Origin of the sequence: Arthrobacter sp. UNC362MFTsu5.1 (genome assembly GCF_000685965.1) — a bacterium.
Taxonomy (GTDB): Bacteria; Actinomycetota; Actinomycetes; order Actinomycetales; family Micrococcaceae; genus Arthrobacter.
The window spans coordinates 159,932-185,614 of sequence record NZ_JMLE01000007.1; the positions used below are offsets into that span (position 1 = coordinate 159,932).

At 66.7% G+C, this 25,683-nt stretch carries 24 protein-coding genes; 17 read left to right on the plus strand and 7 right to left on the minus strand.

Features of this window, described 5'->3' with window-relative positions; translation table 11 throughout:
* Window positions 1-86 precede the first annotated feature (86 nt).
* The 3 genes from BS38_RS0109130 to BS38_RS0109140 all read left to right on the plus strand — a co-directional run bounded on the left by BS38_RS0109130 (window position 87) and on the right by BS38_RS0109140 (window position 2,678).
* Window positions 87-1,301, plus strand: a complete 1,215-nt coding sequence (locus BS38_RS0109130; RefSeq protein ID WP_028270524.1) for a serine/threonine-protein kinase — start codon at window positions 87-89, stop codon at window positions 1,299-1,301.
* Window positions 1,298-1,801: a hypothetical protein gene (locus BS38_RS0109135; RefSeq protein WP_051628805.1), complete on the plus strand. Its 504-nt coding sequence runs from the start codon at window positions 1,298-1,300 to the stop codon at window positions 1,799-1,801. The genes BS38_RS0109130 and BS38_RS0109135 overlap by 4 nt, the downstream gene beginning before the upstream one ends.
* Before the next feature lie 229 nt (window positions 1,802-2,030).
* Complete coding sequence (locus tag BS38_RS0109140) at window positions 2,031-2,678, plus strand: SRPBCC family protein (RefSeq protein ID WP_028270526.1); 648 nt, start codon at window positions 2,031-2,033, stop codon at window positions 2,676-2,678.
* A gap of 75 nt (window positions 2,679-2,753) precedes the next feature.
* Here the strand turns inward: BS38_RS0109140 and BS38_RS0109145 are convergent, their stop codons facing one another.
* The gene (locus tag BS38_RS0109145; protein ID WP_028270527.1) at window positions 2,754-4,976 is read right to left on the minus strand and encodes an NADP-dependent isocitrate dehydrogenase; all 2,223 of its coding nucleotides are present in this window, start codon (window positions 4,974-4,976) and stop codon (window positions 2,754-2,756) included.
* Window positions 4,977-5,264: 288 nt separating this feature from the next.
* Here BS38_RS0109145 and BS38_RS0109150 point away from each other — a divergent pair, with 288 nt between their 5' ends.
* Window positions 5,265-6,254, plus strand: a complete 990-nt coding sequence (locus BS38_RS0109150; RefSeq protein WP_028270528.1) for a trypsin-like serine peptidase — start codon at window positions 5,265-5,267, stop codon at window positions 6,252-6,254.
* Between the two features lie 73 nt (window positions 6,255-6,327).
* Window positions 6,328-6,474 carry a hypothetical protein gene (locus tag BS38_RS27070; RefSeq protein ID WP_156037095.1) on the plus strand — a complete coding sequence of 49 codons (147 nt, stop codon included), beginning with the start codon at window positions 6,328-6,330 and terminating at the stop codon, window positions 6,472-6,474.
* 113 nt (window positions 6,475-6,587) lie between these two features.
* Here the strand turns inward: BS38_RS27070 and purH are convergent, their stop codons facing one another.
* The gene (gene purH / locus BS38_RS0109160; protein ID WP_028270529.1) at window positions 6,588-8,273 is read right to left on the minus strand and encodes a bifunctional phosphoribosylaminoimidazolecarboxamide formyltransferase/IMP cyclohydrolase; all 1,686 of its coding nucleotides are present in this window, start codon (window positions 8,271-8,273) and stop codon (window positions 6,588-6,590) included.
* Between the two features lie 153 nt (window positions 8,274-8,426).
* Between purH and BS38_RS0109165 the strand changes: the two genes are divergently transcribed.
* Window positions 8,427-9,779: an MFS transporter gene (locus BS38_RS0109165; RefSeq protein WP_028270530.1), complete on the plus strand. Its 1,353-nt coding sequence runs from the start codon at window positions 8,427-8,429 to the stop codon at window positions 9,777-9,779.
* A 77-nt stretch (window positions 9,780-9,856) separates the two neighbouring features.
* Here the strand turns inward: BS38_RS0109165 and BS38_RS24785 are convergent, their stop codons facing one another.
* Together BS38_RS24785 and purN are read right to left on the minus strand one after the other, a co-directional pair.
* Window positions 9,857-10,468 carry a hypothetical protein gene (locus BS38_RS24785; protein ID WP_231511160.1) on the minus strand — a complete coding sequence of 204 codons (612 nt, stop codon included), beginning with the start codon at window positions 10,466-10,468 and terminating at the stop codon, window positions 9,857-9,859.
* Window positions 10,469-10,757: 289 nt separating this feature from the next.
* Window positions 10,758-11,324: a phosphoribosylglycinamide formyltransferase gene (gene purN / locus BS38_RS0109175; RefSeq protein ID WP_028270531.1), complete on the minus strand. Its 567-nt coding sequence runs from the start codon at window positions 11,322-11,324 to the stop codon at window positions 10,758-10,760.
* Between the two features lie 39 nt (window positions 11,325-11,363).
* Here purN and BS38_RS0109180 point away from each other — a divergent pair, with 39 nt between their 5' ends.
* Window positions 11,364-11,795: a hypothetical protein gene (locus BS38_RS0109180; protein WP_028270532.1), complete on the plus strand. Its 432-nt coding sequence runs from the start codon at window positions 11,364-11,366 to the stop codon at window positions 11,793-11,795.
* Between the two features lie 49 nt (window positions 11,796-11,844).
* Here BS38_RS0109180 and BS38_RS0109185 read toward each other — a convergent pair whose 3' ends face one another.
* A complete protein-coding gene (locus BS38_RS0109185; RefSeq protein WP_028270533.1) occupies window positions 11,845-13,161 on the minus strand; it encodes a cell division protein PerM in 1,317 nt (438 codons plus the stop codon).
* A 62-nt stretch (window positions 13,162-13,223) separates the two neighbouring features.
* Window positions 13,224-13,814, minus strand: a complete 591-nt coding sequence (locus BS38_RS0109190; RefSeq protein ID WP_028270534.1) for a hypothetical protein — start codon at window positions 13,812-13,814, stop codon at window positions 13,224-13,226.
* A 125-nt stretch (window positions 13,815-13,939) separates the two neighbouring features.
* On the opposite strand from BS38_RS0109190, the gene BS38_RS0109195 reads away from it, so the two are divergent.
* From BS38_RS0109195 to fdxA, 10 genes are all read left to right on the plus strand, one after another.
* Complete coding sequence (locus BS38_RS0109195) at window positions 13,940-14,401, plus strand: DUF4383 domain-containing protein (protein WP_028270535.1); 462 nt, start codon at window positions 13,940-13,942, stop codon at window positions 14,399-14,401.
* A gap of 298 nt (window positions 14,402-14,699) precedes the next feature.
* Entirely contained in the window at window positions 14,700-15,299 is a 600-nt protein-coding gene (locus BS38_RS0109200; RefSeq protein ID WP_028270536.1) for a helix-turn-helix domain-containing protein, read from the plus strand.
* Window positions 15,300-15,462: 163 nt separating this feature from the next.
* Window positions 15,463-16,809, plus strand: coding sequence for an MFS transporter (locus BS38_RS0109205; RefSeq protein ID WP_028270537.1), 1,347 nt, complete (start codon window positions 15,463-15,465; stop codon window positions 16,807-16,809).
* A gap of 10 nt (window positions 16,810-16,819) precedes the next feature.
* Window positions 16,820-18,202 (plus strand): FAD-dependent oxidoreductase, encoded by a 1,383-nt coding sequence (locus BS38_RS0109210; RefSeq protein WP_028270538.1) that lies wholly within the window; start codon window positions 16,820-16,822, stop codon window positions 18,200-18,202.
* On the plus strand, window positions 18,199-19,458 hold the full coding sequence (locus tag BS38_RS0109215; protein ID WP_028270539.1) for a CaiB/BaiF CoA transferase family protein: 1,260 nt from the start codon (window positions 18,199-18,201) through the stop codon (window positions 19,456-19,458). Before BS38_RS0109210 ends, BS38_RS0109215 begins: the two co-directional genes overlap by 4 nt.
* Entirely contained in the window at window positions 19,455-20,285 is an 831-nt protein-coding gene (locus BS38_RS0109220) for an enoyl-CoA hydratase-related protein (RefSeq protein WP_231511162.1), read from the plus strand. The genes BS38_RS0109215 and BS38_RS0109220 overlap by 4 nt, the downstream gene beginning before the upstream one ends.
* A 26-nt stretch (window positions 20,286-20,311) precedes the next feature.
* Complete coding sequence (locus BS38_RS0109225) at window positions 20,312-21,301, plus strand: dihydrodipicolinate synthase family protein (protein WP_043438169.1); 990 nt, start codon at window positions 20,312-20,314, stop codon at window positions 21,299-21,301.
* Window positions 21,301-22,089: an SDR family oxidoreductase gene (locus BS38_RS0109230; RefSeq protein ID WP_028270542.1), complete on the plus strand. Its 789-nt coding sequence runs from the start codon at window positions 21,301-21,303 to the stop codon at window positions 22,087-22,089. Before BS38_RS0109225 ends, BS38_RS0109230 begins: the two co-directional genes overlap by 1 nt.
* 35 nt (window positions 22,090-22,124) lie before the next feature.
* A complete protein-coding gene (locus BS38_RS0109235) occupies window positions 22,125-23,639 on the plus strand; it encodes an aldehyde dehydrogenase family protein (RefSeq protein ID WP_028270543.1) in 1,515 nt (504 codons plus the stop codon).
* A 6-nt stretch (window positions 23,640-23,645) separates the two neighbouring features.
* On the plus strand, window positions 23,646-23,972 hold the full coding sequence (gene fdxA / locus BS38_RS0109240; RefSeq protein WP_028270544.1) for a ferredoxin: 327 nt from the start codon (window positions 23,646-23,648) through the stop codon (window positions 23,970-23,972).
* An 81-nt stretch (window positions 23,973-24,053) separates the two neighbouring features.
* Here fdxA and BS38_RS0109245 read toward each other — a convergent pair whose 3' ends face one another.
* Window positions 24,054-25,439: a phenylacetate--CoA ligase family protein gene (locus BS38_RS0109245; protein WP_028270545.1), complete on the minus strand. Its 1,386-nt coding sequence runs from the start codon at window positions 25,437-25,439 to the stop codon at window positions 24,054-24,056.
* Window positions 25,440-25,683 lie beyond the last annotated feature (244 nt).

Genomic DNA, 25,683 nt, shown 5'->3' on the forward strand with positions numbered 1-25,683 from the left:
ACCAAGCACCCTTATGAAAATGCATACCCGTCCCCGTATTATTCTTTAGAGCGCGTTCCGAGGGGAACGCAAAAAAGGATGGGGACATCGTGGAGAGTTCGCCCAGTGATACGGCGGAGGTCCTAGGCGGCCGCTACCGTCTTGGCGACGTCATCGGACGCGGCGGCATGGCATCGGTGTACACGGCCAGGGATGAAAACCTCGGCCGCGACGTTGCTTTGAAGCTCTTTGCTCCGCAGGCCGCCGACGCGGACGAGCTAAAGCGTCAGGAAGCCGAGATAGAACTGCTCGCCACCCTGAACCACCCGAGCCTCGTGACGCTCTTCGACGCCGGAATCGACTCCCGCGTCCCTGAAGAACCGCGCCCTTTCCTCACCATGGAATTGATTGAGGGACAGGACCTCCGGAGCAGGATCCGGCACAGCCCAGTGCCCCTGGATGAACTGGCAGTGATCGGAGCAGGGGTGGCCGATGCCCTGGCATACGTCCATAATCTGGGCATCATCCACCGTGACATCAAGCCAGCCAACATCATGCTGGTACAGGTCCGCCCCGGCGAACCCCTGCGCCCCAAGCTGGCGGATTTCGGCATTGCCCGGATCGTTGACGGCACGCGGCTAACAGCCACCGGAACCATGGTGGGAACGGCCGCCTACCTGAGCCCGGAACAGGCGAGGGGCGCCGACCTGGGTCCGGCCAGCGACATCTACTCCCTGGGCCTCGTGCTTCTTGAGTGCATCAAGGGAGCCGTGGAATATCCGGGCAGCGCCATTGAATCTGCAGTGGCCCGCCTGCACCGCGCCCCGGGAATCCCGGACGATGTTCCCGCAGAATGGGCAAGCCTGATCAGCTCCATGACGGCGCTGGAACCCATGGACCGCCCGACGGCGGCTGATGTCGAGATCGCCCTCCGGCATGCCTTGGTCTCCCCTGAGTCGATACCCGGCGCGGTGGCCCAGGAGCCCACCCGCATCCTTCCCGCACCGCCGTCGCGGCCGCCGCTTGTAGCTCCGGACACGACGCAGGAATTGGATTCGGTGCCGGCCGCCCCCGCCCGCACAACGGCTCAGCTGGCGGCCAGCGGAGACGGCCCGCCCCGCGCCGGAATCACCCGACGCATCGGCACCGCGGGCCGCCGCAAGCTAGCTGCTGCGCTAGCCGGGCTCGCCCTCCTGGTAGTGGGAGCCCTGATTCTTCTGACCGTCAACACGCCCAGCACGCCGGAACCTGTTCAATACCCTGCCGTTACCGGAACGCTGGGCGAACACCTTGAGCAACTACAGAAGAGCGTGGAACCGTGACGTCAATCGCAGAAAACCACCTTCGCCTGGTGCCGTCCCGCCGTTGGCGGACGCTCATCGCCGCCGGCCTGCTTTCGGCCGCTCTCGCCGGCTGCAGTTCCACGGCCCCTGACCTTGAAGCGGATGCCGCGGAGAAACTACAGGCCAAGGTCCTGACTGTTTCACAGTCTGCGGCCGGCAACGACACATCCGGCGCACTCAAGTCGCTCGACGAGCTCGTGGCACAGCTCGACGCTTCAGCGGCCGAGGGCAGCGTGTCGTTCAAACGCCATCAGAGCATCATGACGGCGGTCCAAGCCGTGCGGGCAGACCTCACCGCTGCGCAGGCAGCAGCGAAAGCCCAGGCCGACGCGGAAGCGGCAGCCGCTGCCAAGGCAGCAGCCGATGCGGCGGCGGCAGAAGCTGCGAAGGCAGCCCCTGCTCCCGCCGTCGAAGTCCCCGCCCCTTCTCAAGTAGTCCCGGGAAAGGGCGAGAAAGGCAAGGGCGCCTCCGGACGCTGACGCCGGCAACGGCGGCTGGAATGAGTGGAGGGCTTGGTGAGGTGGACGGCCCGACCAGGAATCCCGCCGTCGTCGGCCTCCGCGCCCGAACAGCCCTACGGCAATTTTTCATCAGCAAACTTACTATTTGCCGCGATTGTCGCTAGGTTGGTTTAAGCGTGCCCATGAAGCCCGCAACGAGATCAGAACCGCGGGCCACCGGCCCGCCAGCTGAAGGAGTGATGTAAGCATGGCAACTGTCCAGGAATCCATCAACGTAAGCGTCCCGCTGAGCCAGGCCTACAACCAGTGGACCCAGTTCGAGGACTTCCCGCACTTCATGAGCGGCGTGGACGACGTGCGGCAGCTCGACGACACCACAGTGCACTTCCAGACCAGCATCGGCGGCGTCAAGAGGGAATACGACGCCCGGATCACCGTCCAGCAGCCGGACCAGCGCGTGACGTGGGAGAGCCTCGACGAGCCCCGCAACGCCGGAACAGTATGGTTCGAAGCGCTCAACCCGACCGAAACGAAGGTCAGTGTGGAACTCGCCTGGGAGCCCGATTCCGCGGTCGAAAAGGTGGGGGCGGCGGTGGGCCTTGATTCCCGCCAGGTGGCCTCGGACCTCAAACGCTTCAAGAAGTTCATCGAGGAACGCGAAGTGGAGACCGGCGCGTGGCGGGACCGCGTCAGCGATGGCGCAGTCAGCGGAGCTGCAACCGGAGCCGGCGCGGCAACAACAGCTGCCACGACGGCGGAAATTCCGCTCGACGCCACGACCGCCGTTCCCCTCGAAGAAGAAGTGGGCTACGACGCCGTGCCCACGGAGCAGCCCGTGAACGCGGATCCGGATATGGCCACCGAGCCTCCGTTCGGCAAGCACGTCCAGCGCTAGCGCTGCGGCCGCCGGCCAAACAGAACGCCCCGCCTCCCGTGATGGGAAGCGGGGCGTTCTGTTTGGCCGGTCCGGCTACTTGGCCAGTCCGGAGAGCACTTCGGTGAACTTCGCGGACGGACGCATCACCGAGGCAACCTTGGCAACGTCCGGGTGGTAGTAACCGCCGATGTCCACCGGGGAGCCCTGCACTGCGAGCAGCTCGGCAACGATGGTGTCCTCGTTGGAGGTCAGCGCCTCGGACACGGCGGCGAAATCGGCGGCAAGCTCGACGTCGTCGGCCTGCTTCGCCAGTTCCTGCGCCCAGAATTTGGCCAGGTAGAAGTGGCTGCCGCGGTTGTCCAGTTCCCCAACGCTGCGGCGGGGGGACTTGTTTTCGAGCAGGAACGTGCCGGTGGCGCGGTCCAGGGTGTCGGCGAGAACCTGGGCACGCTTGTTGCCCGTGGTGGTGGCGAGGTGCTCGAAGCTGACGGCGAGAGCCAGGAATTCACCCAGGCTGTCCCAGCGCAGGTGGTTTTCCTTCAGCAGCTGCTGGACGTGCTTCGGAGCGGATCCGCCTGCGCCGGTCTCGAAGAGTCCGCCGCCGTTGATCAGCGGAACCACGGACAGCATCTTGGCACTGGTGCCCAGTTCGAGGATCGGGAAAAGGTCGGTGAGGTAGTCGCGGAGCACGTTGCCGGTCACCGAAATGGTGTCCTCGCCCTTGCGGATGCGCTCGAGGGTGAAGGCCGTGGCCTTCACCGGGGACATGATCTCGATCTGGAGGCCCTCGGTGTCGTGCTCCTTGAGGTATTCCCTGACCTTGGCGATCAGGTTGGCGTCGTGTGCGCGCTCTTCGTCCAGCCAGAACACTGCCGGGGTTTCGGAGGCGCGGGCGCGGGTGACGGCCAGCTTGACCCAGTCGCGGATCGGCACGTCCTTGGCCTGGCAGGCGCGCCAGATGTCGCCCGGGGCCACCTGGTGTTCGATCAGGACGGTGCCCTTGCTGTCCACGAGCTGGACGGTGCCGGCCGACTGGATCTCAAAGGTCTTGTCGTGGCTGCCGTATTCCTCGGCGGCCTGTGCCATGAGGCCCACGTTCGGCACGGTGCCCATGGTGGTCGGGTCAAAGGCGCCGTTCGCGCGGCAGTCGTCGATGACAACCTGGTAGATGCCGGCGTAGCTGCTGTCCGGAAGGACGGCCAGCGTGTCGGCTTCCTTGCCGTCCGGGCCCCACATGTGGCCGGAGGATCGGATCATCGCGGGCATGGATGCGTCCACGATGACGTCGGACGGAACGTGCAGGTTGGTGATGCCCTTGTCCGAGTCCACCATCGCCAGTGCGGGACCTTCGGCGAGGCCCTTCTTGATGGCAGCCTGGACGCCTTCGCGGACGTCTTCGGGAAGTTCTTCGAGTCCGCCCAGGATGGAGGCCAGACCGTTGTTGGCGCTCAGGCCTGCGGCGGCAAGCTGCTCGCCGTACGTGTCGAACAGTTCGGCGAAGTAGGCCTTCACCACGTGGCCGAAGATGATGGGGTCCGAGACCTTCATCATGGTGGCCTTCAGGTGTGCCGAGAACAGCACGCCCTCTTCCTTGGCGCGGACAACCTGTGCTGCCAGGAATTCGTCCAAAGCGGCGGCGCGCATCACGGTGCCGTCAACAACTTCGCCGGCCAGCACGGGGAACCCGCGCTTCAGGACCTTGACGGTGCCGTCTTCCTTGACCAGCTGGATCTTGACGGTGTCATCAGCTTCGATGACCACCGACTTTTCGTTGGCGCGGAAGTCCTCGGCGCCCATGGTGGCCACGTTGGTCTTGGACTCCGGCGTCCAGGCACCCATGGAGTGCGGGTTCTGGCGGGCGTAGTTCTTCACGGAAAGGGGCGCACGGCGGTCGGAGTTGCCTTCGCGCAGGACCGGGTTGACGGCCGAGCCCTTGATCTTGTCATAGCGTGAGCGGATGTCCGTCTCGGTGTCGGAGGACGGGTTGTCCGGGTAGTCCGGAAGGTCGTAGCCCTGGGACTGGAGCTCGGCGATGGCGGCCTTCAGCTGCGGAATCGATGCGCTGATGTTGGGCAGCTTGATGATGTTGGCTTCCGGCTTCTTTGCCAGGTCACCCAGTTCGGCCAGGGCATCGCTGATCCGCTGCTCTTCGGTGAGGTAGTCACCGAAGACGGAGATGATGCGGCCAGAGAGGGAGATGTCGCGGGTCTCCACTTCCACACCGGCAGTCGACGCGTAGGCCTCGATGATCGGCAAGAACGAGTAGGTGGCCAGCATGGGCGCTTCGTCAGTGTGGGTATAAATAATCTTGGCCATTGGTGGGGCGTCTCCTGAAGGTATACATACATCTGGAACTCTGGCGTTATTTCAACATTCTTAACTTACCCGAGCAGGGCGCGTCGGCGCCCATCGTGGCGTCCAGCGACGCGTAGCATACCCCCGGCCGTCGCACTGACAGGGCCTCGGAGAGACGGGGACCACATCCCACCAGCCCCAATACGAAACTAGTCTATCTCTTTACAACAATTGTCACAGTGGGTAGGTTGATCTCCACCAGCGGCGGCCACCACCTGAGGCCGGCGCAAACTTCTGTTGAGGACACCCATGACGAAATCGAAGACTCTGGCCACCAGCCTCCTGAGCCTGTCCGCCGCCGCCCTGCTTGCCGTCAGTGCAGCTGCAGGGGCAACTGCCGCTCCCGCATCCCCGCAGGCCCCGTCTCCCCAGGACGGCGGGCAGGTTGCCAGCCAGTCAGTGGACAGCTCAAGTGCAGCCAACTATTGGACGCCTGACCGCATGCGCACAGCGGTCCCGGGCGACGTACTGGCCAGCAAAGCACTGCAGCGCGGCAACACTTCGTCTGCTGCAACCGTGGAAAAGGGCTCGAGCACCAAGATTGCCGGCAAGGCAGGCAACGGCAAACCCGCACCCCTGCACGCCGATGAGAGTCCGGTGTCCCACATCGGCAAGGTCTTCTTCACCCTGGGCGGCAGCAACTACGTCTGCTCCGGTAACTCCGTGGTGTCCACCAACAAGAGCACCGTGTCCACCGCAGGCCACTGCATCAACGAGGGACCGGGCGCCTTCGCCACCAACTTCATCTTCGTCCCGGCCTACCTGGACGGTGCCGCGCCCTACGGCAAGTGGGCAGCCAAGGCCCTGTACGCTCCCACGCAGTGGAGCTCGGCCGGCGACATGCAGTACGACACGGGCTTCGCCGTCGTCTCTCCGCTCAACGGCCAGAGCCTTGCAGACGTTGTAGGTGCCTCCGGTGTCCAGTTCAATGCCGCCCGCGGCCTGACGTACAAGTCCTATGGCTATCCCGCAGCGGCGCCGTTCGACGGTTCCTCACTCGTCAGCTGCACCGGGCCGGCCAGCAACGATCCCAACAACCCGCAGTTCCAGTCCCAGGGCATCCCCTGCGACATGACCGGCGGATCATCTGGCGGCCCGTGGTTCATCGGCACCAGCTCCGGCGGATACCAGAACTCCATCAACAGCTACGGTTACGGCAGCCGGTCCACGGTCATGTACGGGCCGTACTGGGGCTCCGTCATCCAGCAGGCCTACTCGAGTGCATCGTCCGCCAACTGACGCCCCCGGCCCTTCGGCTGACGGCACTTCGGCTGACGGCACTTCGGCAGACGGCCCTTCGGCTGACGAAACCGTGAGCGTCAGCGAGATCAGCCAGGTGCCGGCGGACGTCCTCGCCTACTGGACGCCGGAGCGCATGGAAGGCGCGAAGCCGCGCAGGGTCCGGCTCCCCCCGCCTGAGGCTGACGACGGACCATCCGCTGCAGCTGAAGCGGACTAACTGAATAAACGACAACGGCGACCGTCCCCTTTCGGGGGGCGGTCGCCGTCGTACGCGGTCAGGGTTTCGACAGGCTCAACCACCGGAGCCGGTGGCTGGGTCCGTCCGTCTTCCTAGTGGAAGAAGTGCCGCGCACCCGTGAAGTACATCGTGATGCCGGCGGCGTTGGCCGCGGCGATGACCTCGTCGTCCCGGACGGAACCGCCGGGCTGGACCACGGCGCGGACGCCGGCGTCGATCAGGATCTGCAGGCCGTCGGCGAACGGGAAGAACGCATCTGATGCTGCAACGGCACCGCGGGCGCGCTGCGGTGCGCCACTCGCGCCTGATTCTGTCGTCCCGACGTTGGACGCTCCGCCGGCGCCGTCCACGTCGGACTCCACAGTCACGCCCAGCGTGTTGGCGCGTTCCACGGCCAGCTTGCACGAGTCGAGCCGGTTGACCTGGCCCATGCCGATGCCCACGGCGGCACCGTGATCGGCGAGCAGGATGGCGTTGGACTTGGCGGCGCGGCAGGCGGTCCAGGCGAACGCAAGGTCAGCCAGCGTTGCGTCGTCCGCGGCTTCGCCGGCTGCGAGGGTCCAGTTGGCGGGGTTGTCGCCTTCGGCGTCCACCTTGTCTGCAATCTGCACGAGCACGCCGCCGGAGACCTGGCGGATTTCGGCCGGGTAGCGCCCGTAGCCCTCGGGCAGGGCCAGGAGCCGGATGTTCTTCTTCTTGGCAAGGATCTCCACGGCTTCCGGTTCGAACCCGGGGGCGATGACCACTTCGGTGAAGATGCCGGCCACGGTCTGCGCCATTCCGGCGGTGACCGTGCGGTTGGCAGCGATGACGCCGCCGAACGCGGAGACGGGGTCGCAGGCGTGGGCCTTGGCGTGGGCATCCGCGATGGGGTCCGCGGCGTCGGCGGAACCAACGGCCACGCCGCACGGGTTGGCGTGCTTGATGATGGCCACGGCGGGCTCGGCGAAGTCGTATGCGGCGCGGAGTGCGGCGTCCGCATCCACGAAGTTGTTGTAGCTCATGGCCTTGCCGTGGATCTGGTCGGCCTGGGCGATGCCGGCGGGAGCGGCCTTGTCCACGTACAGTGCGGCCTGCTGGTGCGGGTTTTCACCGTAGCGGAGGACCTCGGAGCGCTCCAGCGCGAGGCCGGCGTACGCGGGCCAGTCGATGACGCCGTCGCCGTCCTCATCGAGGAACTGGCTGGCGGTCCAGGTGGCCACGGCGTTGTCGTAGGTGGCGGTGTGTGCGAAGGCCTTGGCAGCCAGGCGCTGGCGGGTCTTCAGGTCGAAGCCGCCTTCAGCGGCGGCGCGGACAACGTTGCCGTAGAACGTGGGATCCACCACGATGGCGACGGCGGCGTGGTTCTTCGCCGCCGAGCGCACCATGGCGGGGCCTCCGATGTCGATCTGCTCCACGACGTCGTCCTGCGCGGCACCGGACTTCACGGTCTCCACGAACGGGTACAGGTTCACGACGACGAGGTCGAAGGCCTCGATCTCCATGCTGGCCAGCGTTTCCATGTGGGCGGGGACACGGCGGTCGGCCAGGATGCCGCCGTGGACGCGGGGGTGCAGCGTCTTGACGCGGCCGTCCAGCATTTCCGGGGAGCCGGTGACTTCCTCGACTTCCTGGACGGGAATGCCGGCCGCGGCGATCTTCTTCGCGGTGGAGCCGGTGGAGACGATCTTGACGCCTGCTTCGTGCAGGCCCTTCGCGAGCTCCTCCAGACCGGTCTTGTCGTAGACCGAGATCAGGGCTCGGCGGATGGGAACACGGTCTAGCTGCGTAAAGCTCACAAAGGTCTCCGTCTTTTGACACGGTGGGGTGCCGCGGTTGGTGGGGATGAGGCCAGTTTATCGCGTCCCGCCGGATGCCCTCCCTGCGCGCCGGTGTGTGAAGGCCGCGCGCAGACCCGCCGCTGCGACGTAGAGTTTTCCCAGGAGGCCGAGATGAATACTTACACCACTGTGCCCAACGGCGAACAGGTGGTCCAGGAACTGCCGTGGCGGTGGAAGGTCCAGGGCAGGATCTTCCTGATCGGCGGGCTGGGTTTTATGTTCGACGCCTGGGACGTGACGCTCAACGGGATCCTCATTCCGCTGCTGTCCACCCACTGGGCGCTGTCCCCCGGCGACGCCGCGTGGATCGGAACGTCGAACCTGGTCGGCATGGCGCTGGGCGCGTTCGCCTGGGGCACCATCGCGGACACCATCGGCCGCAAGAAGGCCTTCACGGCCACCTTGCTGATTTTCTCCCTCTTCACGGTGCTGGGTGCCTTCTCCCCCGACTTCATCTGGTTCTGCGTGTTCCGTTTCATGGCAGGTTTCGGCCTGGGCGGGTGCATTCCCGTGGACTACGCCCTGGTGGGTGAGTTCACGCCGCGGAAGCAACGCGGCAGGGTCCTCACGGCGATGGACGGCTGGTGGCCGGTGGGCGCCGCGTTGTGCGGCTTCGTCTCGGCCTGGCTGGTTGCCGCGTTCGCGGACTGGAGGCTGACCATGCTGGTGATGGTGCTGCCGGCCCTGCTGGTGTTCTGGGTGCGGCGGAGCGTGCCCGAGTCTCCGCTGTTCCTCATCCGCAAGGGCCGCCGCGACGAGGCCGCCAAGGTCATCGACGACCTGGTCAAGGCCACCGGCGCCGAGCCCCGTGCCTACAGCCTGCCGGAAGCTCAGGATGCGCCGCGGCTCTCCGCCGGGAGTGCGTGGCTCCAACTGGTCCGCGTCTGGCGCTTCAACTGGAAGGTCACCGCCGCTGCCTGGTCGCTGTTCTTCAGCATCCTGCTGGTGTACTACCTGTCCCTGACATGGATGCCGCGGATCCTCATCGGCGCCGGCTTCCAGGATTACAAGGCGTTCCTCACCACGGCATCCATGGCCGCCGTCGGGCTCCTGGGCGTCGTGGTGGCCGCCGTACTGGTTGAGCGGGTGGGCCGCAAGTGGATCCTGGCGATTACCGGGCCGCTGTCCGCGCTAACGCTGGTCATCGTGGCGTTCGTGGTGGATATCCCGTCCGCCGCCGTGTTCTGGCTGCTGGTGTTCGGCTTCATTGTGCAGGTGGCCATCCCGGTGCTCTATACATACGTCTCCGAGCTGTACCCGACGGACCTGCGCGGCACGGGTTTCGGCTGGGCATCGACGTTTTCCCGGCTGGGGGCTGGCTTCGGTCCACTGATTTTCGCCTCCGTCCTGTGGCCTCAGCTGGGCCTGGCGACGTCCTTCGCGCTGGCCGGCGGGCTGGTCCTGCTGTCGGTGCTGTGGATGGCCTTCTTCGCCCCCGAGACCAAGCAGCGCACCCTGACGTAAGCAGGTCCTTCTTCTCCCCCCCCAACTAGGTAGCAGCAGGTGTCGTTTTCAGGTCTCAAAACGACACCTGCTGCTACCTACTTGGGCAACCAGCCGCGGCCGAGGAGTGCCGAGCGGACCTTCGCTACCGCAGGCCGGGCATCATTGCCCATGTGCCGTTTGGAGATCCGGACCAGCACCCACCCGGCCCGGCCGAAATCCTCCTCGCGCGCGATGTCCCGGACGATCTGCGCAACCTCCGAGTGGCCTTCGCCCTCGTACTCCACCGCTACGCGGTGCTCCGGATAACCCAGATCCGGTTGACGGACCACGCCGGGACGCAGCTCCATCAGAACGTTCAATTGTGGTTCGGGCAATCCCGCGTTCTCCAGTGCCAGCCGGAGGCGGGTTTCCGGCGCCGAATCGGCTCCGACGCGCGCCTGTTCAAGCGCCAGGCGGGCCTTCCGGATGCCGGGAGTTCCCTTGTGCCGGTCCAGCATGTCCGCGAGTTCCTCCATGGTGGCGTGCGGGTCCGTTCGGCCCTCGAATTCGGGCCGCGGAATCCGCAGCAAATGGTCTGCCACAACGGTCAGTTCATTGATGCTCATCTTCCGCGAGCAATCCAGCCAGGTCCGCGGCCGCGAGGTAACCAGCAGCCCGTCGAGAGCGACAATTTCGTCCCCGAAGAACTGGCCACGATGGCCACGCACGCGGGCCCGTCTGGGGATGGCCATCGTGTCTGGCCGGGAAATGTGAATAATCGGCTCGTCAGCGCCAGGCAGGAACCCCGGGAAGGACCAAAGTGTAAACGCCGTTGCGTGGGACGCTGCTGAGAATGCCGTGACCAAGGTAACCGGCCGGACCTGCCCCTGGAGCCCGATACCGCCGCTTTGACGGGGCTGCCGGATCCCCCGGCTTGGCATGGTCAGCGAGCGGTGCCGTAAACGACGGCGGGTCACGCCGGCGTCGACCGCTTCCTGGTACGTGAACGCTGCCGAACTAAGGGGCCGCGGCGAGCTGCGCCAGGGTCGAGACCAGGAGCCTGCGCTCCACCACCTTGATGCGTTCGTGCAACGTGTCCTCGGTGTCGTCCTCGCGGATGTCCACGGCTTCCTGGGCAATGATGGGGCCCGTGTCCACGCCGGCGTCGGCCCAGTGCACCGTGCAGCCGGTGACCTTGACGCCGTAGGCCATGGCGTCCCGCACACCATGGGCACCGGGGAAAGCCGGCAGCAGGGCCGGGTGGGTGTTGAGGTACTTGCCGCCGAACGCGTCGATGAACCCGGGGCTGACGATCCGCATGAAGCCTGAAGACACCACCACGTCCGGCTCATACGCGGCCACGGCTTCGGTCAGCGCCGCGTTCCAGTCCGCACGGTCGTCGTAGGCCTTGAAGTCGACCACGAAGGTCGGGATTCCGGCGGCCGCCGACCGCTCCACGCCGTAGGTCCCGGGCCGGTCAGCGCCGACGGCGGCGATCTCCACGTCCAGCTCGCCCGCCTTGACGGCGTCAATGACGGCCTGGAGGTTGGAGCCGGTACCGGACACGAGGACAACGATGCGCATGGCTCTAGCTTATGGGGCCGCTCGCGTAGGCTGGAAAACATGAACCCCCCGAACGACTCCGCAGGTCCCCAGCAGGCCCGGCAACCCCTCAGCGAGGCCACGAAGGCGTCCCTGGCGAAGACCCACAACCTGTTCCGTGCATTCATCGTGGCCGTCCTGGGCGCCTTCTTCGTTTACCAGCTGGACGTCACCTACGTGTGGCTGACCGCCATCCTGACGGCCGCGAGCATCGTGCTCGGCGTTATGGTGCTGGTCCGGGCCATCAGGCTCAAGGAATCCAAGCTGGTCCTTTTCGGCACCATCTCGGGGCTGGTGGTGTCGGCGGTGATGGTGCTGTTGATCCTGGTTTCCGCAGTGTTCTTCAACCAGGTCCGCGACTTCCAGCAGTGCTCCCGCAGCGCGCTCACCCAGCAGGCCCTGACCCAGTGCCAGACGCAGCTGCAGAAGTCCCTCCCCGCCCAGCTCCGCTAAGCCCGGTTCCGCTGAGCCAACCGACAGGAACGCCCGACGGCGGCACCTCCTACGGCTTGGACACTTCCAGGTCCGCTTCACGCAGTTTCTGCTGGCGTTCCAGCCACGGGCCCGCCGCGTAACCGATCACGACGCCGATGGCCACCTCGGCGGCCACCCACAGCGAGGTGCCCAGCGGGTCCGGGCCGATGTCCGTGAGGCGGCCGATCCCGGCTGACCCGCGGGCCATCCAGGCCAGGCCTCCCGCCATCAGGCCCGCCGCCACACCGATGATCGCTCCAAGGACGACAGTGGATGCCGATGCCGTGAACCAGCGGGAACGGACCTTGATGGACAGCCATTCGTCGAAGTGGTTTTCGCCTTCGCGCAGGAACCACCAGCCGGCCAGTGCACCGGCAAGGACCGGCACCACCAGCGCCACGAAGCCGTAATCCAGTGGTCCGGAGGGCAGGGCGGCGAACACCGGAATGGACGGCAGCGGACCGACGGCGGTTCCCAGCGGTCCGGCGTGCGAGCCGACGCCCAGGGCGAAGCCGGAGCCGGACGTCCAGGCGAGCGCAAAGATGGCAAGGTTGGGGAGGAAGCCGAGCTGCGCGATGGTGAGCACGGCACCGCCCATGGCGCCGGCGTCGAGCCCTTCATACACGGCGATCACCAGGTCCCAGTGGATAAAGATGTCCACCGCGAGCAGCGCGGCGGACAGGGTGAACGCGGCCATCAGGGCCACGAAGCCGGCTTTGACCGCGGAGCCGAGGTAGGAACCGGCCCAGCGGGAATGCTGGCTGGTGCGGGCGATCCAGTCCACCGCGTCGACGCCGATGAGCCGGCTCCAGGACCCCGCTTCGCGCCGGGCACCCACCACCATGCCCAGGCCGAACGGGACCAGCGGCATCAGCCCGGCGAACCACAGGAAGATGGCGACGTCGTCGGTGCGGCACACGAAGCCAGTGGCCATCCCGAAGCCGGCGTACACCAGCCAGGACCCCAGCAGGGCCTGCCACAGCTGATCGGTATAGGAAGCCCGGGCCAGGCGCCGGCCCGCCCGCCACGCCAGCAGGAACGGGATGAGCGTGAGGCCCAGCGGGATCAGCGACAGCGTGCCCGATTCCGGCTGCGCCGCGGCTTCCCCCGCCACGGTGGTCAGATGCAGCGGCACGCCGTGGATCAGCAGCCAGGCCTGGCCGCCAAGCCGGGCGAGGGCGTCGAAGTTGTTGTTCTGGAATCCGGCCGTTGCCCATACGGCGACAATGGGCGCCAGCACCACCAGCGCGGAAATGACCGCCGCCTGCGCCGACTCGAGCGCCCCCTGCAGCCACAAGGGCATGGGAATGCCACGGTCTCCGGTCTGATCAGCGCGCAGTTTCATCGTGTTCCATGGTGTCACGCGCGGCGCCCCGGGCCCGTGTGCGACAGGCTCAAAGCCCTGAGTTACCAGAGCTCGTAGTTGTCCGTGCCGATCATAAAGCCGTGGCCCGTCCGCAGATGCGCGCAGGTCATGGCGCCGGGTGCCCGCTCGCACACCATGTTGCCCAGCCGCACCGTCTGGCCGTCCTGGATCCACGGGCCCGGGAACGCTGGTCCGGCCACATCCTCCGCCTCCATCGGGGAGGTTCCGTTGCCGCACAGCCCGTACTGGGCGCCGCCGTCGAGCGTCACCACCGCGTACCCGCCGTGATACTCACTGATCCCCGCGCACTGGCCCTTGATGTCACCGGGCCGGGGCGCGACATCCGTGAGCAGGTGGCAGGCAGCAGCGTCGGCGCTGATGGAACACTGCATGTCCTTGCCGGCAGACTGCACCACCACTGGCAACGGTGCCGCCCACGGCTGCGCGTTCACCTTGGGCAGGAGCTGCTCGGCCCTGTTGAGGGGGCCGGGATTGAGGGTTCCGGGGTCGGCCACCCTCAGCGCACCGATGGCGGGCGCCGTCCCGGCCGGCACGGCTACGCTGCAGCCCGCGGCTGAGGCAAGCACGACGACGGCCAGCAGGGTTCGGAGGACGGGTGTCACAAGGCTCATGGTCCTGCCAGTTCAGCAGAACGGGACCGTCCTGTCGCTGGGCAGAACTCCCCATCCCCCAGCGCTTTTTTCGTTACTCAGCCGTAAAATTGGATTGTCCGCAATCAGTGGTTGGAGGCAGAAAAATGACTACCGCATCGCCACATGCACATGGCGTTCACTTCGGGCGTACCGACGTCCAGAACGTTGGCATGGGTGTAGGTATTGTCCTGATGTTGGCGGGTGTCCTGGCATTCATCCCGGGCATCACCCAGCAGTACGGCGAACTAAGGTTCTTGGGGCCTGATTCGCACGCCATGTTCCTCAACCTGTTCCAGGTGTCGATGCTGCTGAACATTGTTCAGCTGGTCATCGGTGCAACAGGCTGGGCAATGTCCCGCAATGGAATGGGCGCCCGGAACTTCCTTATGGGCTTTGGCGCGCTGTACATCGTCCTCAGCATCTTCGGGCTCAGTGTCGGAGTGGGATCGGCGGCCAATTTCCTGTCGCTGAACACGCTGGACAGCTGGACCCTCATGGCGCTGGGCGTGCTGATGATTGGCTCCGGCTGGATCCTCTCAAGGCATCTGGCCGAGGACCGCAGGTAACCCGGATCGCGTAAGCCGGGACATAAGGAGCCGCTAATGAGGAACGCTTCATAGCAATCTGAATGTTTTAACCACCGGTTGGTGCAGTTGCCCTGCGTAGGCGCAGGCGGCTGCACCAGCTTTTTGCGTTAAGGGCACGACGCCGGCTGGCCGGGGCGGCTGCCCGGGCGGCGGCGGATGCCCACCACCAAAAACCGCACTCCTGTAAAGATTTTCACTTTAATCAAGAAAAATCATTGACTCGCTAAAAATCTTCACTATAGTTGTGTGAGTTAGCTCACCAACGAAGGATGCGGCAATGACCACCGAGACACCCGCCCCACCGGCCACCAGCGAACTTCTGGCGACCGTCGGAAACAAGGTGCGCACCATGCGTAAGGCCAAGGGCATGACCCTCGCCCAGCTCTCGGACATCACCGGCCTCAGCCAAGCAATCGTCAGCCAGATCGAACGCGGCTTGGCCAACCCTTCCTTCACCACTCTGGCACAGCTGGCCCACGGATTGGACGTCCCGGTAGGGAGGTTCTTCATTGGCCAGGATGAATCCAAGTCCCCCGTCGTTCGAAAGTCGGACCGACGCAACCTGAAAAACGTGACCCGCGAGTCGGTGGGCGAGGCAGTTCACGAACTGCTGACCCCCAACCGCGACGGAAACATCGAAGCGCAGTGGATCAGCACGCCCCCGGGGCATGACACCAGCGGCACACCTTTCACCCACAGCGGTGAGGAGTTCTGCTACATCATCTCGGGCCGCAAGGACGTCTTCCTGGACGGCGTCTGCTACAGCCTTGAGGAGGGCGACTCCATCACGTACTCCTCAGAGATCCCGCACTGGTACAAAAACAGCTACGAAGAGGTATGCGTAGCCATCTGGGTCAACGCACCACACGCGTGGTAACCCTGCCGCCCCCAACCGGCACCAGCGTTTTCCCCTAACTGTCCGGACACGAACCGTGGCCGCAGACACTCCTTGCATCGTTCGCATGAAACGCCTCGTCCAACAGGCGTTCCTGCGTCATACCCTCCCACGCCCATCACGGCGTCAGCGTAAGGACACTTCCATGCTCGACACACAAACGACAGACCCCCAAGGGACGGACAATGCCGTCACGTCCCCCTCCCCCGCCCGCTCCTCCCGCACCAAGCACGAAAAATTCACCCCTGAGGTCCGCAAGGGCCTGCTGGGCCTCGGCCTCGGCAACGCCCTCGAGTGGTACGACTGGATGGTCTTCGGCCTCCTCTCGGCCTTCATCGGGCCCAACTTCTTCCCCAACACCGATCCGCTCTCCGCCACCTTGAACGCGCTGGCCGTGTTCGCCGTCGGGTTCGCCTTCCGTCCGCTCGGCGGGATCCTGCTCGGCACCCTGGCCGACCGCGTGGGCCGCCGCCGCGTCATGCTGCTGTCCATCATGCTCATGGCAGGCACCACGCTGATCATCGCCGTCACGCCGAGCTACCAGCAGATCGGCGCCTGGGCCGGCATCATCCTGCTGGTCTGCCGGGTGCTGCAGGGCATTTCCACGGGCATTGAAGCCCCGCTTTCAACGTCCCATGCCCTGGAACTGGCGCCCGAAGGCCGTGAAGGCTACGTCGCCGGCCTGATGAGCTTCTACGTGAACATCGGCATCCTGCTGGCTTCCCTGGTCAGCTTCCTGTGCAGCCTCGTCCTGGGCGGTGCCGTCATGGCCGAGTGGGGCTGGCGCGTGCCGTTCATCATCGGCGCACTCTTCGGTTTCGTGGTCCTCTACCTCCGCCGTTCGCTCCCGGAAACCCTCAAGGCCGAGGAAATGGCCAGCAACACTCCCCGCGCCGTCTGGTCCGGAGTCCGCAAGCACTGGCTCTCCGTCCTGGCCATCGTCTTCGTGGTGGGCGCAGCACAGGCCTACAACTACGCCTGGAACGTCGGCCTTCCCAGCGCTGCCCGCAGCGGGTTCAAGGAAGATCCCACCGCCGTCTTCGCCCTCACCACCGTCCTGGGCGTCATCCTGGTGGCAGGCAGCTGGATCATCGGCAAGCTGACCGACGGCAAGTCGATGTCCCGCTGGTTCCTGATCACCCGCATCCTGGCGATCCCGTCCGTGTTCCTCATGCTCTTCTACGTCCAGCCGGGCATCGGCGGCTTCGCAGCCGTCCTCCTCGGCGGCTCCATCGTCCTGGTGCTGAACATGACCCTCTACAACGTGGTCAGCTCCTCCCTGATGCCCAAGAACATCCGCGGCACGGGCGTAGCCCTGGGCTATGGAATCGGCGTTGCACTCTTCGGCGGTACCGCCTCCTACCTGCTGGTCTGGTTCCAGTCCCTGAACCTCAGCTGGATCTTCCCGGTCTACGTGGCCGTTCTCTCCATCCTCAGCATCGTTTTCTACCTCGCCGCACGCCGCTCCAACGGCATCTTCGTCGGAAAGTAAGGACTCCCCCATGACCTCCCCCGCAACGTTCAACTCCCTGGAACTCAGCACCACGACGGCGGACCTCACCGCCCCGGTCATCTCCCGTTCCAACGTCCTGGTGGTCGGCGGTGGCCCCGCAGGTGTGGCCGCGGCCGTCACCGCAGCCCGCTCCGGCGCCAAGGTCACCCTGCTGGAACGCTACTCATCCCTCGGCGGCCTCGCTTCCGGCGGCATGGTGCTGGTGCTGGACGACATGATCAACGGCCAGGAAATCACCGTCACCGGCATCGTGTCCGAATACGTGGAGCGCCTGCAGAAGCTGGGACTCGCCGTCGTACCGCCGGCCGATGACCGCAAGACCTCCGAGGAACTCTGGAACAAGTGGGGCCGCTACGGCACCTTCGACTTCCACTCCCACACCAGCCCCAAGCCCATCTGCTACGCCGCGGCCTTCGACCCGGACGGCTGGAAGCGCGTCTCCAACGACCTGGTCCGCGAGGCCGGCGTGGACCTCCGCCTGCACTCCTGGTTCTCCCGCCCCATCGTGGACAACGGCGTGATCAAGGGCGTCATCTGCGAGACCAAGCTGGGCCCGCAGGCCTTCATGGCGGACATCGTCATCGACACCACCGGCGACATCGACGTCGCCTCCCGGGCCGGCGCCAGCTACGCCAAGGACAACTACCTCACCACGCTCGTCTTCCGCCTCGGCAACGTGGACACCGACGCCGCCGAAGCCTTCGAGCAGGCCAACCCGAAGGAAGCCCGCGCCATCAACCGCAAGATCAAGCGCCTCCTCGGCGGCGCCTGGGAACTGTGGTGGCTCAAGACCCCCATCGACGGCGTGGTCTGGTGCAACGCCCCGCACATGACCGGCTTCGACGGCACGGACCCGGCGGACATGACCGCCGCCGAGTTCGCCGCCCGCGACCGGATCTCCGAGGCCGTGGACTACGTCCGCGCCAACCTGCCCGGCTTCGAAAACTGCTACATGCTGGACGTCGCCTCGCAGATGGGCGTCCGCCAGACCCGCCTGCTGCAGGGCGAGTACGTCATGACCAAGGACGACGTCACGCAGCGCCGCCACTTCGCCGACACCGTGGCCCGCGGCCGCGACTACTACTACCCGTACCGCTCGCTGCTGCCCAAGGAAGTGGACCAGCTCCTCGTCGCCGGCCGCCACTACTCCGCCACCCCCGAGGCGCAGAAGATGTCCCGCGAGATCCCGCCCTGCATGGCCATGGGCCAGGCAGTCGGCGTCGCCGCAGCACTCGCCGTCGAAAACAACATCCTCGTCCGCGACGTGTCCGCCCTGGACATCCAGCAGGGCATGCGCCGTCACGGCGCCGACCCGGGCGACGTCCCGTCGTCGAACGCCACTGTTGACGCCGATGCGGCGGTTCCGGCATGAGCACCGTGACCCTGGAAACGACAGAGCTGGAACGCACGACGGCGGCGCCCACCGCCGCGGCGGAACCCACCGCCATCCCGCTGCCGCTGGACGGCATCAAGATCGTGGACTTCACCCAGGTGTTCATGGGCCCGTCCTGCACGCAGATGCTGGGCGACTACGGCGCGGACATCATCAAGGTGGAACGCCCGGGCGCCGGGGACATCTCGCGGAACTCGTTCCCGGACAAGGACGGCCAGGACAACCCGATCTTCCTGTCCATCAACCGCAACAAGCGCAGCGTCTCCATCGACACGCGCACCGAGGAAGGCCGGAACGTCCTGCACGCCATCATGGCGGACGCGGACGTGGTGGTCAGCAACTTCCGCTCCGGTGTGATGGAGCGGATGGGCTTCGGCTACGAGGAACTCAAGGCCGGGAACCCCGGCATCATCTGGGCCTCCGGCACCGGCTTCGGCCCCGTCGGCCCGTACTCGCACAAGGGCGGCCAGGACGCGATCGCGCAGGCCTACTCCGGTGTCATGTGGCGGCGGGAATCGGACGACCAGAAGCCGTCCATCTACCCCACCACGCTCTGCGACTACATCACCGGCATGCACCTCATGCAGGGCATCCTGCTGGCCCTGCGCACCCGGGAAACCTCCGGCGTCGGCCAGAAGGTGGAGGTGACCATGTACGACTCGATGCTGCACCTGCAGATGCAGGAGGCCTGCATGCAGCTCAACCGCGGCTACGAGGTCAACTGGGGCGCCATGCCCCTGAGCGGCGTGTTCGAAACCACCGACGGCGCCGTGTGCATGGTGGGCGGTTTCACCCCGGACCCGCTGGCCCGCATCTCCGAAGCCCTCGGGCTGGACGAGGACCTTACGCAGCGGCCCGAGTTTGCGGACCTGAAGCAGCAGTTCGCGCACAAGCCTGCACTGCAGGCCATCTTCCGCGAGCGCATCGCCACCAACACCACCGAGTACTGGACCGGCAAGCTGGAGGACCAGGGGCTGCTCAACGCCCCGGTCCACACCCTCGAGCAGGCCCTGGCCGATGCCCAGACCGAGGCCAACGGCATGATCGTGGAGGCCGAGCACCCCGGCGTCGGGACCGTGCGCATGCTTAACGCGCCCATCCGGCTCTCCGCCACTCCGCCCACCGTCCGGCGCGTGGCGCCGCGCCTCGGTGAGCACAATGTGGAGGTCCTGCTGGAGAACGGCTTCGATGAGGAGACCATCGAGCGCCTGCAGCAGCTAGGGGTCCTGCGGTGACCGCGATTTCGGAGGCTCCCGCGGAGACGGCCGTCTCGAACGCAGTGGACCAGATCACCCTGACCATCGAGAACCACGTCGCCACAGTGGTGATCGACCGGCAGCACGTGCTCAACGCCGTCGACGGCACCGCCCAGGCCCGGCTCAACGAGATCTGGGAGCAGCTGGAACAGGACTCCGACGTCCGCGCCGTGGTCATCACCGGCGCCGGGACCCGCGCGTTCTGCGTCGGGGCGGACATGTCCGCCTCCGCCGTGGACAAGACCGGCCTGGAGTACTGGGCCGGCCTGGACCCGAACGGCTTCGGCGGGCTGAGCCTGCGCACGTCGCTCGATGTGCCGGTGATTGCCCGGGTGAACGGCTACGCGCTCGGCGGCGGCATGGAGATCGTGCTCGGCGCGGACATCGTGGTGGCGTCGGACAATGCCAGGTTCGGGCTCACGGAACCGCGGGTGGGGCGTTTGGCGCTCGACGGCGGCATCCACCAGCTGGTGCGCCGGATCCCGTATACCCAGGCGATGGGCATGCTGCTGACCGGCCGGAAGGCTGACGCCGCGGAAATGCAGTCCATGGGACTGGTCAACGAGGTGGTCCCGGCAGAAGAGCTCGACGCCGCGGTGCAGCGCTGGGTGGACCAGATCCTTGCGTGCGCCCCCACCTCGGTGCGGGCCGTGAAGCAGATGGTCACGCAGACCGGGCACCTCACCGCCAAGGAGGCCCGCGGGCTCCGGCTGCCGGCCCTGATGGCCGCGCTGGACAGCGAGGACTCAGCCGAAGGCGTCCGCGCCTTCCAGGAAAAGCGGCCGCCGGTCTGGCCCGGCCGCTGACCCGCAACAATTTCGAGGAGGATTCCATGACTGGATCACTGAACGACGCAACCGGGACAGATACCCGCGAACCACAGGAACGCGATTCCCTGGCGCCCGGCGTCTGGGGCGTGGTGGCAACCCCCTTCCAGGGCAGCACCCTGGACGTGGACCTGGACAGCCTGTCCGAATTGGTGGAGCACTACGAAGCCATCGGCGCCACGGGGCTGACGGTCCTCGGCGTGTTCGGCGAAGCCGCGGCCCTCACCGCGGAGGAGCGGCGCCAGGTGCTCGAAATCGCCGTCGAATGCACGGACCTACCACTGGTGGTGGGCATCACCGCCCTGGCCACCCGGCCCGCCATCGACGAGATCACAGCGGCCCAGGCCGTGGCCGGCGAGCGCCTCGCGGCCGTGATGGTACAGGCCAACTCCGCCAGGCCCGAAGCAGTGATCGCACACCTGGACGCCATCCACCGGGCCACCGGCGCGAAGGTGGTCCTGCAGGACTATCCGCTGGCCAGCGGCGTCAGCATCAGCACCCAGGCCCTCATTTCCGTCGTGAAGTGGTGCAGTTTCGTGGTCGCGGTGAAGGCCGAAGCCCCGCCCACCAGTGTGGCCATCGCAGAACTGACGGCCGCGCTGGTGGGCAGGGTCTCCGTTTTCGGCGGGCTGGGCGGGCAGGGCCTGCTGGACGAGCTGATGGCCGGCGCAGCGGGCGCCATGACCGGTTTCTCCTATCCCGAAGCATTGATTGCCTGTGTCCGGGCGTGGCAGCGCGACGGATACGAAGCCGCGCGGGACCAGTTGCTGCCCTACCTGCCGCTGATCAACTTCGAGCAGCAGGCCAAAATCGCACTGGCCGTCCGCAAGGAATGCCTGCGGAAGCGCGGACTCATCAAGGATTCGGGCGTCCGGGCTCCGGCCGCGGAGTTCCCGGAGAAGCTGCGCTACAGCATGCTTACGCACCTGCGGGAAGCTGCTGCTGCGCTTGAGTCAGCTGCAACCCACGAACACACCTCTGTAGGGAGTTACTGATGGACCTCGGAATCGCCGGAAAAACCGCCCTCGTGGCCGCCTCAACCGGCGGCCTGGGCCTCGCCGTTGCCCGCGCTTTGTCCGCCGAAGGCGTCCGCGTGGCAGTCATCGGCCGCCGCCGCGACCGCGCCAAGGAAATCGCCGCGGACCTGCACACGGCGTATGGCACAGGAGCCATCGCCATCGAAGCGGACCTGACCACCCCGGAAGGCATCGAGTCCGCCGTCGAACAGACCGTGGCGGACCTCGGTCCCATCGACATCCTGGTGCTCAACGGTCCCGGCCCCAAGCCCGGCGCCGCGGCGACGCTCAGCTCCGAGGACATCGCCGCCGCCTTCGAGCTCCTGGTCAAACCGCACCACGCGCTCATCTCCCAGGTGCTTCCCGGCATGCGGGAGCGGCGCTGGGGCCGCATCCTCGCCGTCGGCTCCAGCGGAGTGGTGGCCCCGCTGCCCAACCTGGCCGTGTCCAACACCGGCCGGGCCGCGCTGGCCGGCTACCTCAAGACCCTCGCCGCAGAGGTTGCCCTGGACTCCGTCACGGTCAACATGCTCCTCCCCGGCCGGATCGCCACGGACCGGGTGGCCGAACTGGACCAGGCCGCCGCCAAGCGCCGCGGCACCACCGTTGAGGACATCCAGCTCGAGTCACGCAAAACCATCCCCGCCCGCCGCTATGGCGAGCCGGAGGAGTTCGGCGCCGCCGCCGCGTTCCTCTGCAGCGCCCCGGCGTCGTACATCACCGGCGTCGCGCTCCGCTGCGACGGCGGCCTGATCCGCAGCCTGTAGCTCCCCTACTTCCCCACGATTCCCAAAGGAACCCCATGACTTCCACAGCCACCGACGCCACCACCCCCACTTCCACCGGCCGCGAACTCATCACCGCCCGGCACCTCATCAACGGCGAATGGCTGGGCGAGGCGGACACCGAGCGGATGAACCCGGCCCGCCCGGGCGAACTCGCAGCCCTCTCCCCCAGCGGCACCGCCGCGGACGTGGACGCCGCCATCACGGCCGCCGCGGCAGCGCAGCCGGGATGGGCAGCGCTGCCCGCCCCCTCCCGCGGCGCCATCCTCATCACCGCCGGCAACCTGCTGATCGAACGCCAGAGCGCCATCGCCGAAGACCTGGTCCGTGAAGAAGGCAAGACCCTCGCCGAGGCCAAGGGCGAGGTCAAGCGTGCCTCGGACGTGCTGCGCTTCTTCGGCTCGCTCGGCTGGGCCGCCACCGGCGAAGTGCTGCCCAGCGGACTGCCGGACACCACCGTCACCACCCGCCGCGAGCCGCTCGGCGTCGTGGGGCTGATCACGCCGTGGAACTTCCCCATCGCCATCCCGGCCTGGAAGTCCGCCCCGGCGCTGATCAGCGGCAACGCCGTGGTCATCAAGCCGGCCGAGCTCACCCCGCTCTCCGCCACCCACCTGGCCCGTGCCCTCCAGGACGCCGGACTCCCCGCCGGCGTGTTCAACGTGGTGCACGGCAAGGGCCGCGTGGTGGGCGACGCCCTGGCCCGCGACCCGCGCATCGCCGGGCTCTCCTTCACCGGTTCCACCAACGTGGGGCTGGGCCTGCAGGAGATCCTCAACGCCCGCCGCGCCAGGGTGCAGCTGGAAATGGGCGGCAAGAACGGCGTCCTGGTCCTCGACGACGCCGACGCCCGCCAGGCCGCCAAAGTGGTGGCCGCCGGCGCGTTCGGCCTCACCGGCCAGGCCTGCACCGCAACCTCCCGCGTCTACGTCACCCCGGGCATCCGCGCCGCGTTCCTGGACGCGCTCACCGAGGAAGCCGCCGCCTACACCCCCGGTGACGGCATGGACGCTGATGGTCCGGACGCTGTCCGGATGGGGGCCGTGGTGAGCAGCCAGCAGTTCGCGCAGAACACCGCGGCGGTGCGCTCCGCCGTCGAACGCGGAGCCACCCTGCTGGCCGGCTCCGGGATCCTGGACGAAACGCACGACGGCGACGCGGACCGTCCGCTGCACTTCCCGGCTGCCGTGCTGACGGACCTGCCGTTCGACGACGACGCCGTGACCGAGGAAATCTTCGGGCCCGTGGTGGCGGTCCTCGAAGTGGCCGACTACGAAGCCGGACTGGCCGCGATCAACGACTCCCGCTACGGCCTCACCGCAGGCATCTGCACCGATTCGCTGAAGCTCGCCACCGACTTCGCCGCGCGGGCCCAGGCCGGCGTGGTCAAGGTCAACCGGCCGACGGCGGGCCTGGACCTGAATGTGCCGTTCGGCGGTGTAAAGGACTCCTCCACCAACACGTTCCGCGAGCAGGGAAAGTCCGCGCTGGACTTCTTCACCTGGGGCAAAACCGTTTACACGGGTGTGTAGCGCACCATGACGTATGTGATCGCCCAGCCTTGCGTGGATGTGAAGGATAAAGCCTGCATCGAGGAATGCCCGGTGGACTGCATCTACGAGGGTGAACGCTCGCTGTACATCCACCCGTCCGAATGCGTGGACTGCGGAGCGTGCGATCCGGTGTGTCCGGTGGAGGCGATCTACTATTCGGACGACATTCCCGACGAGTGGGCCGACTACATCCGTGCCAACGTGGAGTTCTTCGAAGAGCTGGGGTCGCCGCAGGGCGCCTCACCCTTGGGCAACCTGGGCCGCGACCACCCTGTGGTGGCCCAGGTCCCGGAGCAAGAACCCGCCCACTAATCCAGCGCGAACGGACAGTTGCGGCCCCGCTTTTTGGGGCCGCAACTGTCCGTTCGCGCTCCACCCGCCCCTCCCGTCAGCTCACCGCACGGACCAGACCTGCCGGAACTTGCCGCTGCGGTCCGGCCGGGGCAGCTCGTCCGCATGCTCAACCGCCACCGGTCCGGCGCCAACGGCGGCGAAGTACTCGTCCAACCGCTCCGTCACCGCCGTGCGTACCAAAGCCACGGCTGCACCCGGCAGGACCTCGAGCCGGACCGTCAGGTTCCCCGGTCCAGTGCGGATGGCCTGGAACCTGCGCACTCCGGGTGTCTCCTCGATCACCGTGCCGAGTGCGAGCGGCAGGACTGTCACGGCGCTCCCGTCCGCTGCCGCAAAGGAGACAAGGTCCCCCGTCCGGCCGTCGATACTCACGGCCGGAAACGGGCTGCCGCACGGGCACGGTTCCGTGGCGAGCGTGACCCGGTCCCCGAGGTCGTAGCGGATCAGCGGCTGCACCCGGTTGGCCAGGTTGGTGACGAGTACCGTGTGGGAGGTGGTGCCGGCCGGGACCGGCGCGTAGTCCGCGTCCACGGGTTCGAGGATGTACCAGTCCGTATTGACGTGGAAGGCGCCGTGCCGGCACTGGCTGGTCAGCGCCGGGACCTCCGAGGAAAGATAGCGCTGGGTGACCCGGCAGCCGAACGCCGCTTCGATGGCTGCCTGTCCGCTGGCGGACAGGTTCTCGCCGGAACAAATGACCAGCACGGGCCGGATCCTGAGCCGCCCGGCCTTTTGCTCCGCGGCCAGCTGGATCACCGCGCTCGGATAGCCGAAGAGCAGGGTCGGCTTGAAGGTGTTCAGTTCCGCCACCAGCTCAGACAACGGCCTCAGCACCGAGAAGACCCTGAGACGCCGCGCAATGGCGGGGGCCCGCCGTCGGGCGTTTTCGGTCAAAACGACGCCGGCGAAGTGGCCGCCAGACGCCACGAGGGCCGCCGCCCGCAGCCCCCGGAACAGGAAGTCCCGCACTTCCGAAGCCCTCACCAGATTGCGGCGTTCCCGGATCCGGACCACCACGTTCACCATCACCCAGGAGAACCTGTCATGGATCAGGACGGCCGGCTCACCTGATGTGCCGGACGTGGTCACCACCAGGTACTGCCCGCGGTAGAGGCTGCCCAGCCGTGACAGGTCGGAGAGCAGTTCCGACTTCAGCTTCGCCAACGTGATGTGCGGGTCCGTCACCCAGTCGTCGAAGTTCGCCATCAGGTCCCGTTTGCCCACCGGCGGCAGCTGGGCCGGCTCGTTGACCGTGTCCGGGAGATCCCGGTAGAGGCGGCGGTAGTACGGCGAGGCGGACCGGGCGAACTCCACGAGTGCCGAAAGCCGGGCCTGCTGCAGGCGGTTGAACGCCTCCGGCCCGCCGCGCTCAGCCCGCCAGGTCTCCCACGCGACCCGGAGGGCCCATCCGGAAATTCCACGCATGGCAAATGTCCTCTCCGGATCAGACCTCGGACCCATGTCCCACCCTTCCACAGCTGCGGGCACCATAACAGGGGCCTTCCTCCCCCTGTCCCGCCGAATTGCTGGACTTCACGGCAGGCGCCGATCAGACTGTCTACAACAGCTGGCCCGGCCGTCCGGAATTACCCGCATTCCGGCCTTCCAGGAACGACCAGCTGGAATATTGGGGCTTTACCGAAATGCCTGATCCACATCCTCGAAAGGA

What these genes read in the sequence shown, in the direction of transcription:
- BS38_RS0109230 (WP_028270542.1), top strand. Translation starts at nt 21,301, where the DNA reads ATGGACCTCGGAATCGCCGGAAAAACCGCCCTCGTGGCCGCCTCAACC.
- BS38_RS0109200 (WP_028270536.1), top strand. Translation starts at nt 14,700, where the DNA reads ATGACCACCGAGACACCCGCCCCACCGGCCACCAGCGAACTTCTGGCG.
- BS38_RS0109165 (WP_028270530.1), top strand. Translation starts at nt 8,427, where the DNA reads ATGAATACTTACACCACTGTGCCCAACGGCGAACAGGTGGTCCAGGAA.
- BS38_RS0109180 (WP_028270532.1), top strand. Translation starts at nt 11,364, where the DNA reads ATGAACCCCCCGAACGACTCCGCAGGTCCCCAGCAGGCCCGGCAACCC.
- fdxA (WP_028270544.1), top strand. Translation starts at nt 23,646, where the DNA reads ATGACGTATGTGATCGCCCAGCCTTGCGTGGATGTGAAGGATAAAGCC.
- BS38_RS0109150 (WP_028270528.1), top strand. Translation starts at nt 5,265, where the DNA reads ATGACGAAATCGAAGACTCTGGCCACCAGCCTCCTGAGCCTGTCCGCC.
- BS38_RS0109140 (WP_028270526.1), top strand. Translation starts at nt 2,031, where the DNA reads ATGGCAACTGTCCAGGAATCCATCAACGTAAGCGTCCCGCTGAGCCAG.
- BS38_RS0109145 (WP_028270527.1), bottom strand. Translation starts at nt 4,976, where the DNA reads ATGGCCAAGATTATTTATACCCACACTGACGAAGCGCCCATGCTGGCC.
- BS38_RS0109185 (WP_028270533.1), bottom strand. Translation starts at nt 13,161, where the DNA reads ATGAAACTGCGCGCTGATCAGACCGGAGACCGTGGCATTCCCATGCCC.
- BS38_RS0109205 (WP_028270537.1), top strand. Translation starts at nt 15,463, where the DNA reads ATGCTCGACACACAAACGACAGACCCCCAAGGGACGGACAATGCCGTC.
- BS38_RS0109215 (WP_028270539.1), top strand. Translation starts at nt 18,199, where the DNA reads ATGAGCACCGTGACCCTGGAAACGACAGAGCTGGAACGCACGACGGCG.
- BS38_RS0109195 (WP_028270535.1), top strand. Translation starts at nt 13,940, where the DNA reads ATGACTACCGCATCGCCACATGCACATGGCGTTCACTTCGGGCGTACC.
- purN (WP_028270531.1), bottom strand. Translation starts at nt 11,324, where the DNA reads ATGCGCATCGTTGTCCTCGTGTCCGGTACCGGCTCCAACCTCCAGGCC.
- BS38_RS0109190 (WP_028270534.1), bottom strand. Translation starts at nt 13,814, where the DNA reads ATGAGCCTTGTGACACCCGTCCTCCGAACCCTGCTGGCCGTCGTCGTG.
- BS38_RS0109245 (WP_028270545.1), bottom strand. Translation starts at nt 25,439, where the DNA reads ATGCGTGGAATTTCCGGATGGGCCCTCCGGGTCGCGTGGGAGACCTGG.
- BS38_RS0109225 (WP_043438169.1), top strand. Translation starts at nt 20,312, where the DNA reads ATGACTGGATCACTGAACGACGCAACCGGGACAGATACCCGCGAACCA.
- BS38_RS0109235 (WP_028270543.1), top strand. Translation starts at nt 22,125, where the DNA reads ATGACTTCCACAGCCACCGACGCCACCACCCCCACTTCCACCGGCCGC.
- BS38_RS0109210 (WP_028270538.1), top strand. Translation starts at nt 16,820, where the DNA reads ATGACCTCCCCCGCAACGTTCAACTCCCTGGAACTCAGCACCACGACG.